The following is an 11,989-nucleotide window of genomic DNA, read 5'->3' as shown; positions in this document are numbered from 1 at the left end:
TGTTCTTCCTTATGAACCTTATACCTATAGCTTAGTTGATAGTGTCAAAGTGCTAGTCTAGTTTGTGGCTGTCTAAATTTTAGCTCTAGTCTAGTTTGTGGCTGTCTTAAAAAGAGGAATAAGCTTTGTCGCGAGTCGGTACTAGCATTATCAAGTATATACAGATTTATTCAAATGTAATGCCTAAACCGTTAGATGACATGTCTAAAATGGAGAAGTAGTAAGCTTATGTTTTTTGCGTAATTGCAGTTGTAAAAGGTCGCTTATTGCGACCTTTTGTTTTTGAGTGTTCTACCCGCGGCCAACCTCTTCAATCCCTTGAGGATGCAAATTAAATCAAACTGCATTTATAGCAAAAGTGCTTAACCTAACTTTTTCAATTTTATTTTCTTCACTATCGTGGGCAATACAAAGTTCGCTAAACGGCGCTGTAGGGAAGGTCATCATAGTAATACATTGCCGAGCACCATTGAAAAACAGTTCGAACGAACAAGTGTCTGCGTAAATTTCAATTTCAACAAGTTGGTGCTGCAGAACATCAATAGGCATTTCAACGATTGAATCAAATCCTTTTTCAGCAAAGCCACTGTGAGTTCTATCCGCCAAAATTCGTTTGTTTGCAAAATCAAGTGTCAAAACAAAGGTTTCTTTATTCGCACTTTGCCATTGCAGAACGGTTTTACGGCTCTGTGAGCTAAGAGTAAAGGATAGCTTGTATGCTTCGGGTATGTTTAACGGCTGTTGCCTAAGCACTTCGATTGTACTTAATGAATTTTCAGCATTGAATTCAATCGCGGGCGGGGTCGCGAGTTGGTAACCGGATTGGTTTTTCACTAAGCTGATTTTTCGTGGCAAGGTCATCGCGCCTCGCCACGTATTATCGGGCGTGTCTCGCGCATAATCCCAGTTACTCATCCAAGCGATGTAAGTCCGACTTTTCAATATCTCTGGGGTATTGTCCCAAGTAATACCGGCATAACAGTCAGTGCCATAGTCTAACCAATGGGTTGGGCTATTTGTAGGTAGAGAGTCTTGAGGGGTAAATTCAACACCATCGAAGTCGCCAATGAAATATTGTGTGGCTGAGCCACCATTGGGGCCACCAGGATTAATGCTAATTAATAAAACCCAACGCTCGATTCCAGTTTCGCTACAAATTAATGGAAACAGATCCGGGCATTCCCATACGCCACCATGAGCTCCGTGGTTATGTCCAAATTCGGAGAGTTTGTGCCAACTTTTAAGATCGTTGGACTGATAAAAATAGACACATTGACCCGCAACCACGGCTTTTACCCAGTATTTTTTTTCTGCGTACCAGACAACTTTTGGATCTCTAAAATCTTTTAAGCCAGGGTTTGGAATAACCGGATTATGCGCATACTTAGTGAAACTTTTTCCGCCATCAACTGAATATGCAATGCTTTGAACTTGCACTTCATTTTCTGAATGATGTGTAAATGTCGCGATTACCGCAGGATAATTCGAGCTGGCAAAACCTGCGGTATTATTTATATCCACTACAGCGCCACCAGAAAAAATATAACCTAAGCCTTCTGGCTCGGCATGAAGCGCAATGGGTTGATGTTGCCAATGAATCAAATCCTCTGAAGTCGCGTAGCCCCAGTGCATATTCCCCCAAACCACGTCATCAGGATTGAGTTGGAAAAATAAATGGTATTTACCGTCCAAATAAAATAATCCGTTAGGATCGTTGATCCAAAAACCCTGTTTAAAAAAGTGATAATGAGGCCTCCAAGTACGATTCGTACTTGGACGGTTTTGGTTATCTAACTGCTGCATATGCACCTCTAGAAAAATTAATAAAAAAAGACTTGATAAAATGTCTATCGATGGTCATTATGATGGCGAGTTTTAAATAAATGTCAACTTAATGTTGGAATAGTGTCAAATTGGCCTTTTAGTAATCGGCTACTCAACAAGGTTTTTATGTCTTCAATTAAAGATGTTGCAGCAAAAGCAAATGTGTCAATTAAAACCGTTTCTCGGGTATTAAGCGGTTTTGCAGGCGTGAGCTCAAAAACCAAAGAAAAAGTTGAATCTGCAATGCAAGAGCTGGAGTTCTACCCCTCTGCAGCAGCCCAATCTTTACGAGGCCGTGACAAAGGAATAGTGTGTTTAATTACTGAAAAACTCACCACTACTCCAGACTCTTTTGACATTATTGCGGGTATCCAAAGCGAATGTGAAAAGCAAGGGAAGTTGCTGATGATTGGTGAATCCGGCGGTAGCGACGAAAGTTTTTCCCGCTTGGTGGATGATTTTAGAAGGCAAAGGGCAGAAGCAATTATATTTGCAACGGTTTATCGTCGCCAAGTTAAAATAAAACAGTCTTTCAAAAAATGCCCTCTTATACTTGTGAACTGCTTTGAAGCCAACTTGAGTCACCCTACCATTTTACCCAACGACTACTTAGGTGCTTATCAAATCACCGATGAACTTATCGCAAAAAAACACAGAAAAATAGCTTACTTAACCCTTTTTGAAGATATGCCTGCAACACAATTACGGCTTGATGGTTACCGTAAAGCTCATGAAGCTGCAAATCTAGACGTTGATCGTGGTTTGATACAGGTAGGCGTATGTCGTGATAGCGAAGACGAGTTTTCTAATCTTCCTGAAGTGTTGCAAACGCTTTTATCCCGCCAAGAGCCGCCCACCGCTATTTGTTGTGGTAACGATAAAATGGCAATGCGTGTCTATATGCTGATCAGAAAGCTCGGTTTTCAAATTCCAGAAAGCATTTCAATTGTTGGTTACGACAACTACAAATTAATTGCCGAAAACTTGTTGCCCAAACTCACTACAGTGAGCTTGCCTTATTTCAGTATGGGGCAAAGAGCAGCTCAATTAGCCATTAATAAACAGCAGGTTACAACCCCTGAAATAATAGAAATAAGCGGAGAATTAGTTCTTAGAGATTCTCATGGCTACGCAACTTCATAATATAGGCCACAGATGTCTGATCACATAGCAAGACGTAATTACTGGTTGTTAAGCGGATGTATTTTAAGTTTCTTTTTAACTTGGTCATTTTGCTTTTCAATTTATCCGATTTGGTTAAACCAAGCCATTGGATTAAACGGTGCAGAAACAGGAATTGTATTTAGTATAAATGCGATTACTGCACTTTTTATTATGCCTTGTTATGGATTCATTCAAGACAAATTAGGCCTGCGTAAACAATTGCTTTGGTTTGTTGGGGCCATGCTTTTGCTTAGCGGACCATTCTTTATTTATATTTATACCCCGATGTTAATGGCATCTCTTTATGTGGGCGCAATTGTCGGCGGTTTCTTTTGCTCGGTGGCATTCTTTGCGGGGGTTGGTGCCGTCGAAACCTACATAGAACGGGTTGCAAGAACCTCAGGTTTTGAGTTTGGGAAGGCTCGAATGTGGGGCTCTGTAGGTTGGGCAATGGCTACGTTTTTCACCGGTAAAATATTTAATATTTCGGTAACGTTAAATTTTGTGCTGGCTAGTTTGTGTGCGGTTATATTTTTAACTTGTCTGTTTTTTGTCACTGTTAGTGAAGACAACTCGAAGCAGATGAACGATGGCGAGCAGGCAAGTGCATTAAAACTTATTGATGCTATTTGCTTATTTAGGGATAAAAAGTTTTGGGCGTTTACCTCATTTGTGATTGGTGTGTCGTGTATTTATGGCGTCTACGATCAGCAGTTTGCGGTGTATTTCGCAGCGCAATTTCCAACGAAAGCTGAAGGTAATGCAATGTTCGGCTATTTAAATTCGTTGCAAGTGTTCCTCGAAGCAGGTGGTATGTTTTTAGCTCCTTTTTTAGTGAATAAGATTGGCGCTAAAAATGGCTTAGTGCTTAGTGGCGTAGTAATGGCCATACGTATTATTGGCTCAGGGTATGCCGATGATCCCTATTCTATTTCTGCTATGAAGCTACTTCATGCCGTGGAACTGCCAATCATGCTTATTGCTATTTTTAAGTATATTTCCGCGACTTTTGACGCACGATTGTCAGCGACTATTTATATTGTTGGTTTTCAATTTATGTCGCAATTTGCAGCGAGTGGGTTATCAATAGTAACTGGGATTTTGTACGATGAAATTGGCTTTGCCGCGGCCTACAAACTAATTGGAATGGTTGTGGCCTTTTTTGTCATTGTTTCTATGTTTGTGCTGACGTCTGATAAAAAGCCCATTCAATCCACAGCGTAAAGAGCAGGCAATTACCTTCCACTAATAACTATGTAAATAGGTATACCAAGTATTTCCCTTTCCAGCTGAACCCTATTCGAAAATATTGTTGATTTATTTAACTTAATCGTTTAAGTTAAATAAATGTAAAGCAACCGTTAATGCGCATCGTTATTCAGTTTGTCTTAATGTCATTAACTAGAAACCGGTTTGGAGAATTCATGTCTACTGATTCAAGCAGAGCGCCATTGAGCTTTAAAGAAAAAATAGGGTATGGCGTCGGTGATATGGCTTCAAACTTTTATTTGGGTTTCTTCGGTTTATATTTACTTTACTACTACACAGATGTTTACGGTCTTGCCCCTGCTGCCGTTGGCTTGATGTTATTGATTTCGAAAATTACCGATGCTGTTAGCGATCCTGTCATGGGACTTATCGCCGATAGAACAGAGTCTCGCTGGGGGAAATATCGACCATACCTCTTGTGGGGAGCTATTCCTTATGGGTTGTTGGGTTTTGCGATATTTTTCGGTCCAAACTTTTCCGATACTGGTAAGTTGATTTATGCGTACGTGACTTACATTGGGGTGATGATCGCGTTTACTGCGATGAATGTACCTTATTCGGCTCTACTTGCCGTGATTTCGCCCGTCGCAGAAGAGCGAACCAAGGCTACCATGTACCGCTTTATTTGTGCTGGTCTTGGCGGTTTATTAATCGCAGCTTTTGCCACACCGTTAGTCAGTTTATTAGGTGGTGGTGATGACGTACTTGGGTTTCGTTTAACCATTAGTGTTTTTGCTGTGTTATCTATTGCGCTTTTTTGGTTCACCTTTGCGGTAACAAAAGAAAGAATAAAATTACCTAAACACGACTCATCTGCTAGAAAAGATATGAAAGTGTTGATTAAAAATACATCTTGGGTGGTTTTAGCTATCTCTTGTGTTTTGCTTGTTGTGGCATTAGTGGCTCGTTTCTCATCTATTATTTTCTACGTAAAATACTACATGGGGGATGATGGAGAAGCCATTTTCCTTATCTTTGACCGCGTGGCATTGTTTTCATCAATTGGTCTTTTTGGACAAATTGTCGGTTCTTTATGGACACCCATGTTAACTCGATTATTCAACAAACATACTATTGTGTTAGTGATGTGTTTATTGCACACAGTTTTCCTAGTGATGAGTTATTTCATTCCACCTGATATGTTCTGGACTGCTGTGTTCCTGCACTTTTTAGGGATAACTTCGTTTGGTGTGGTGATTACTTTGTTGTTTGCTATGTTTACTGATTGCGCTGAATTTGGAGAATGGCAAACCGGTAAAAGAACGTCAGGTTTAACTGTGTCAGCATCTATGTTTGCCTTAAAATTTGGCTCGGCTGTTGGTGGCGCTCTGCCGGGATTTATTCTTGCTTATGTCGGTTTTGTCGCCAATCAAACTGTGTCTGCTTTTGCATTGGAAGGAATTAGGGTAATGGCAACATTACTGCCAGCGGTGTTGTTTGCGCTAGGAGGGTTATTGATGTTGTTCTACAAGATAGATAGACCGCTTTTAACTCGTATAGAGAAAGAACTTACTGAACGCCGAAGTTTAAATCATTCTGAGTAAACGGATACAAAGCCCCTAAATTGATTAGCATTCAGGGGCTTTTAAACGCTCGGTTATTATTTATATATCATTACATCTGAGGTTTAAAGTTTAGGATACAGCCTGCAAATAATTGTTGTATTTGATTGTCTTTAAAGTAATCAATCACAGGGGCTGTAGCTTTATTTGTTGCGCGTTGATTAAGCTGTGGAAACACGCCGTATCCGGCCAATAAACAATGCCAAGAGATCGCACCAAAATGTTGATTTATGCCTTGGCGAGCTAGTTCTTTGCTCAAATCATTTTTCTTATACCAAGTATCGAGTATCTGTAATAGCGACTCAGATAATGCCATATTGTTGCGATTCGCTTTCCAATATTCGCTGTCTTGGCGGGTATTGAGTTTGTAATGGGCAACAATATAATCTCTTATTCGTTCAAAACGTTCGTTCATTTCATTATTGTAGTCATTTTGAAACTGGTTAGAAAAATGGCCTTTTTCAAAACAATCAATAAACATCTCAGTTGATATTTGTGTTAAATGCAACGCAGTAGCTTCTAGCGGTTCAATAAATCCTTGAGCCAGTCCGATGGCGATACAGTTTTTACTCCAGTGTTTAGTTACCTGACCTACACGCATTTTTAAATGCCGGCATTCAATGTCGGTGTCTAATAAACCGAGGTGTTGTCGTAGCTCTGTTTCGGCATCATTCTTTGTTATATGTTGGGCGCTATAAACATAGCCATTACCCGTCCTATTGCGCAAGGGGATACGCCAAGCCCAGCCGTTGGAAAGAGCTGTGGATACGGTTTCAACAGGCACTTGCGCAAGTGGTTTAGTGCCTATTACTAGCGCAGAGTCATTAAATAAGTTGTTGCTAAAGTCCTTGAACTTGACCCCTAGAGCACCTTGCAGCAGTAAAGAGCTAAAACCACTACAGTCCACAAAAAAATCAGCTTCAATTACCTGACCTTTATCGGTGTGAAGTCGAGCAATGCTGCCATCGGGGTGGAGTTCTACGTTCTGTACTTTTAATGCTTGGTGTCGGACTCCCAAATTCATTGCATGTTGTTGTAAAAATCGCCCCAAGCACGCCGAGTCAAAGTGATAACCGTATTCAATTTTAAATGGAAAGTTTTCCGGCGTAACTGGGCTTAAATTATGTTTTGCCAACCAACCATTGAACAGAAACTTATCGGCCGATGTAGTCACATCCTGGCCCATTCGTCGACCAAAACAGTTGGCATAAAACGGACGCTCACTAAATGTATCTAGTTGCGAGATAAAGGGGTGGCTATAGGATTCAATATTCGATTCTGGACTCCAGTGCTCGAACCTGATATTGACTTTATAAGTCGCATGACATGCAGGCATCCACTGTGACTCAGGTATATCCATGATTTCAAAAAAACGTTTTAAGGTCGGAGTCGAACCTTCCCCCACACCAATAGTGGCAATATCAGGGGCCTCGATAACGCTGACTTCTATATTTTTTTGTTGCCACTGTTTAGCCATCAGGTTTGCCGCTAACCAACCTGCAGTGCCGCCGCCAACAATCGTAATTTTTTTACTAGGCTGCATGTTTACTGACCTATGAACTGAGCAATAAATTGATCATGGGGAAGCAGGCTAGATAATGGCTTTTGCTTTTCTGCTAACACTTTTTGCATCACATCTAACAGTGCATGATCTCCATACTTTTTGGCAACTGGATGATAGTCTTGTGGGTGTATTCCTTGCCCTAACATCACTTGTAACCATGACGCATCTCTAAAAATATCGTTGTTGTCATTAAAAATGGCTGCTGATGAACGGAAAGCTGCAATCTTTTCTTGCAACCTTTCAGGTATCGCCATGTTACGCATGTCCTTCCAAAAATCAGAGTCATCTCGCTCATTCACATGATAATGAAGAATAATAAAGTCAGCGATGGTTTCGAATTCCCGTTTTGACTCAGCGTTATACATATGTGTCATTGCCTCTGAAATTCCGTTATTTGGAAACATTTTTAGTAGACGCACTATGGCTGCTTGAATCAAATGGATACTCGTTGACTCCAGTGGTTCTAAAAAACCACTGGATAAGCCAATAGCAATCACGTTTTTATGCCATTGTTGTTCAGTGCGACCCGTTTCAAAACTGATTTTTCTTGGCTCATCCAAGGGCTTGCTATCTAGGTTGCTCATCAAGGTGTCATGGGCTTCGTCGTCCGACATGTACTTAGAACTGTAGACGATACCATTACCATTTCGATGGGTGAGGGGAATGCGCCATTGCCAGCCCTTCTTATGGGCAATACTGCGGGTGTACGGCAATGTTGTTGCAAATCGTTCGGTTGGGATCGCGATAGCAGTATCGGCAGGCAGTAAACTTTCCCAGCTTTGAAAGTTTACGCCCAAGGTTTTACCAATCAGAAGTTTTCGCATCCCCGTGCAATCTATAAATAAATCACCACTGATTTTATTGCCATCTTTGAGGTGCAACTGGGTAATAAAGCCGCTATTTTTATCTTGAACTATATGTTCAATTAGTCCTTCAGTGCGTTTTACCCCTAAATTTTCTGCTAATTTACGCAAAAACTTGCCGTACAAACCTGAATCGAAATGATAGGCATATTGCATTTCGTAAACAGGATTTTGCGTATTAATTTTGTTAAATAAGCCCCGTTCACAACTTAAGTAATTAAGATCGTAATCCCACAATGATGCTGTTGCACCGGCTTGTTTAGCGTGCAACCAAAAATGCTGAAAACTACAAAATCCAATGTTTGCACCTGGGGCACCGAAAGTATGGTAATAGCTTTCACCGGGCACTCGCCAGTTTTCGAATTTAATCGCAAGCTTAATTGATGCCTTGGTTTCGCGAAGAAACTGCTTTTCATCTACACCAAGGTATTGATTGAATAGTTGAATAGGAGGAATAGTTGCTTCACCAACGCCAACAATACCGATATCTTCTGATTCAACTAACTCAATCTCGACCTGTTCTTGCAATACTTTTTTAAGTAAGGCCGCCGTCATCCAACCCGCGGTGCCTCCGCCAGCTATAACTACTTTTCTGACCGGCTTTTGCATCTACATGCTCCTTAATTTTTATAATAAGCGACAGGTTACAATAATGTTTTCCAGTATAAACGTAAAAAAGCCTCAACAGTCTTTCAACTTTGAGGCTTTTCATCAGTTAATATTAGCGTATAACTGTTTAGTAGAAAGAATAGTTAACGTTCAGCATATACGATGGTCCAAATTGACGGCGTGTGGTAACAATACCATTCGCATCAACTATTTCATCGTCTACATCAGTTAAGTTTGTGCCTTGTAAAGAAACCCGTAGACCTTGCAAATAGTCATGCTCAGATTCAGAAAAGTCATAGCTAATTTGAGCATCCACCAAAGTCACACCGTTACGTTGAACAGTATCAATTTTGTTTGAGCCACCACGTTGGTATGTATAATATTCACCACGGTCAGTTCCGGCTACGCGCACTTCAAAACCACCCATTGCATAGTATGCTGTCAACGAGTAAGTCGAGTCTGATTGACCAACAAGAGGTGATCCATCATCTAACTCTGCATCAATGAAAATAGCAGAAGCAGCCACACCAAAGCCGTCTAAGGTATCACTAAACATGCCAAATGGTACGTTTGCAGTAAGCTCTAAACCTTGTACGTCACCTTTTAAGCCATCTTCAAAGAAGGAGTATGTGCCGTAGTCTGGAGGCGTGATTAAGTCGCCTTCGTTATAAACCACACCTGCTGGTTCATGGGGCCCAGTAAATAACGCTAGACGATCATGGAAGCCTGGAATGTAGTAATCCGCGCCATTATTTGTTTCATCATTTCTGAAGTTAATAAGTGAGCTATCACCACTACTTTCTTGGGTTAAATTGACTAAGTCTTTATAGAATAAAACCGCAGATAAATACCCTTCATCTTCAAAATAATACTCGTAAGAAACGTCAAAATTATTTGATTCTAAGGGGCGTAGTTCAGGGTTACCCGCAAATTTAGACCAAGGAGAACCGTACTGGTTAACTGCCTCAACTGTATTTGGGATTGCAATCAGCGTGATGTTTTGATCAAATTTCACAAAACTAGAGGCTTTCATTTGGTCTATACGAGCGCGGCTAATGGCTTTATTGGCTGCAAATCGAACAAATTGATTGTCGCCCACTTCCATGCTGATATTGACACTTGGAAGAACATGGCTGTAATCAGCACCACCAGAAACACGGCAGCTATCATCAATTTGCTGATCATTGTTGTCATCACAGACTGCAAAGTTGGAGCCTACAATGCCGTTGAAACCAGATGAAGTTTGGTCTGTTTGAACGTATTGAACACCCACGTTACCCATAACTGGGAAGTCGCCTAGTTCAGTGGCAAAGTCTACTTTAGCGTATAGTGTAGTGACTTCTTCTTCAACCACATAGGTATCACCTAAACGGTCAGGTTCAAGTAGACCCGCGTCATTTAAGGTGTATTCGCCATCTTGATAAGGGGCAAAACCGTCATAAGCCACAACCATACCAAGACCAGCCCAAGTTAAATCAGCTAACCCGTCGTACAAATATTTAGAAGGAATCGAATCAGATAAAGGGTAGGCAGACGCAGTAGCGAAGAAACCTTTGTTGTCTTTATCCTTATAACGATCACTGTAGTTAATACCTGCTGTGAGGGTATGGAAGATGTCACCATCCAAATTACCCACCACTTCAAAGCGCACTGTGGTTAATTCTTCTTTGAAGTCTGCATAATTTAAGAAACCATCTTGAGCTTGAACATAACTAAATGGTTGGCCATTTGCTTGCAATTCAGAATGATCATCAAAGTTGTCAGCTAAGTTAGCTAAACCGCCACCCCATGCTTGAGGTCCAGTTAATTGCAAAGCGTTTGGATCAGAGAATGCGTCGAGCCCAGAAGTACTTGTAAAGTCGATACCATTTTGACTCATCACGAATTCACGAGTACCAAACAAAGAAGGGTCAGAGGCGTCAAGTGCACCGTTACGTGCTAAACCTGAGTAAGACTCACCTTGTAAATCACGTTTAGTTGATTTGCTTCGAGCCACATCCAATTCAACCGACCAATTGTCATTAACGTGATATTCAATGTTCAAACCATACACGTTCAAATCGCCGTCTTTTTGCTTAGGATTATTAATCAAAACAGAGTTGGCGTTAACTTGCGTACCTGTAGTGTTGAAACCTGAACCCGTCACATTTGCGGCTTCAAAAGGTTCAACGAAACCACGAATAATACCCGAATCAGAGAAACTGATATCCAATGCATCAATAACGATATCAAGGTCATCATTAGGCTGGAATTGCAATACCGCTGAAATGGTATCTCTTTCTAATACTGTACTTTGCACATTTGTATCTAGGCCTGATGGTAAAATCTGACCATCTTCGTTAGCTGGATTATAGCCCCACACACCAAATTTACGTTGGTTGTTAGGCGATTCAGTTGTGGCTAAGGCGACAGCCAAACCAATAGTATCGTCAGCAAACTTCTCTACGAAAGATAACGAATAACGGTGACCTTTGTTGTCGTATTCAGGGTTGTCAGATTCACGGCCACTTATTTCGTATACGCCAGTAACTGTCAATGTTTCTTGAGCTTGTAAAGGTCGTACCGTTTGTAAGTCTACAGTTCCGCCAATACCTTGAACCATCAACGATGCATCAGTGGTTTTATAAACGGTAGCGCCTGTCATAATCTCTGATGGATATAAATCGTATTCAACACCGCGGTTATCGCCAATCCCGATCAACTCTCGACCGTTTAACGATGTACCAGTAAAATCTTCTTTAAATCCACGTATTGAAATACCAGAAGTTCGGCCACCCACACGTTCACCAGACATTCCTGGTAAGCGAGCTAACGATTCGGCAATTGATGAATCTGGTAATTTACCAATATCTTCTGCTGAAATAGCTTCTACGATCGAGGAGTTGTCCATTTTGACAGCTTGCGCTCGAATTAGGGAGCCGCGTATCCCGCTGACCGAGATGACTTCTACATCTTCTGCTACGGCATTGGCTTCTTGTGCTAGTGGTTGGCCTGATATCAAAGCTGCAGAGATAGCAGCTGATAATAACGCTGGTTTAAAATATGTGCTCGTTTTCATGTGTGTGCCCCGCTCAGTGCGTTTTTTATAGTCAATATTGTTACTGCAATGTTAAAAATACTATCAAATGTAAATA

General features: G+C 41.0%; 7 protein-coding genes. 3 read left to right on the top strand and 4 right to left on the bottom strand.

All coding sequences use genetic code 11. From position 1 onward, the window contains the following. Nucleotides 1-336: 336 nt before the first annotated feature. Nucleotides 337-1,803, bottom strand: a complete 1,467-nt coding sequence (locus Q4567_RS05410) for a glycoside hydrolase family 32 protein (RefSeq protein ID WP_216049841.1) — start codon at nucleotides 1,801-1,803, stop codon at nucleotides 337-339. A gap of 147 nt (nucleotides 1,804-1,950) precedes the next feature. Here Q4567_RS05410 and Q4567_RS05405 point away from each other — a divergent pair, with 147 nt between their 5' ends. The 3 genes from Q4567_RS05405 (at nucleotide 1,951) to Q4567_RS05395 (ending at nucleotide 5,801) form a co-directional block, all read left to right on the top strand. Further along, nucleotides 1,951-2,967, top strand: coding sequence for a LacI family DNA-binding transcriptional regulator (locus Q4567_RS05405; protein ID WP_303499630.1), 1,017 nt, complete (start codon nucleotides 1,951-1,953; stop codon nucleotides 2,965-2,967). Between the two features lie 12 nt (nucleotides 2,968-2,979). Next, entirely contained in the window at nucleotides 2,980-4,212 is a 1,233-nt protein-coding gene (locus Q4567_RS05400; protein WP_303499628.1) for an MFS transporter, read from the top strand. 200 nt (nucleotides 4,213-4,412) lie between these two features. Then, nucleotides 4,413-5,801, top strand: coding sequence for an MFS transporter (locus tag Q4567_RS05395; protein ID WP_216049844.1), 1,389 nt, complete (start codon nucleotides 4,413-4,415; stop codon nucleotides 5,799-5,801). Between the two features lie 70 nt (nucleotides 5,802-5,871). Here Q4567_RS05395 and Q4567_RS05390 read toward each other — a convergent pair whose 3' ends face one another. The 3 genes from Q4567_RS05390 to Q4567_RS05380 all read right to left on the bottom strand — a co-directional run bounded on the left by Q4567_RS05390 (nucleotide 5,872) and on the right by Q4567_RS05380 (nucleotide 11,913). Then, nucleotides 5,872-7,362, bottom strand: a complete 1,491-nt coding sequence (locus Q4567_RS05390; protein ID WP_216049845.1) for a tryptophan halogenase family protein — start codon at nucleotides 7,360-7,362, stop codon at nucleotides 5,872-5,874. Between the two features lie 2 nt (nucleotides 7,363-7,364). Continuing rightward, nucleotides 7,365-8,855: a tryptophan halogenase family protein gene (locus Q4567_RS05385; protein ID WP_216049846.1), complete on the bottom strand. Its 1,491-nt coding sequence runs from the start codon at nucleotides 8,853-8,855 to the stop codon at nucleotides 7,365-7,367. 127 nt (nucleotides 8,856-8,982) lie between these two features. Continuing rightward, nucleotides 8,983-11,913 (bottom strand): TonB-dependent receptor, encoded by a 2,931-nt coding sequence (locus tag Q4567_RS05380; protein WP_216049847.1) that lies wholly within the window; start codon nucleotides 11,911-11,913, stop codon nucleotides 8,983-8,985. Between the last annotated feature and the right edge of the window lie 76 nt (nucleotides 11,914-11,989).

The sequence above is a fragment of the Aliiglaciecola sp. 2_MG-2023 genome, from assembly GCF_030548145.1.
Lineage (GTDB): Bacteria > Pseudomonadota > Gammaproteobacteria > Enterobacterales > Alteromonadaceae > Aliiglaciecola > Aliiglaciecola lipolytica_A.
Note: the sequence above shows the minus strand (reverse complement) of the source record. Positions and strands in the feature narration are given on the sequence as shown.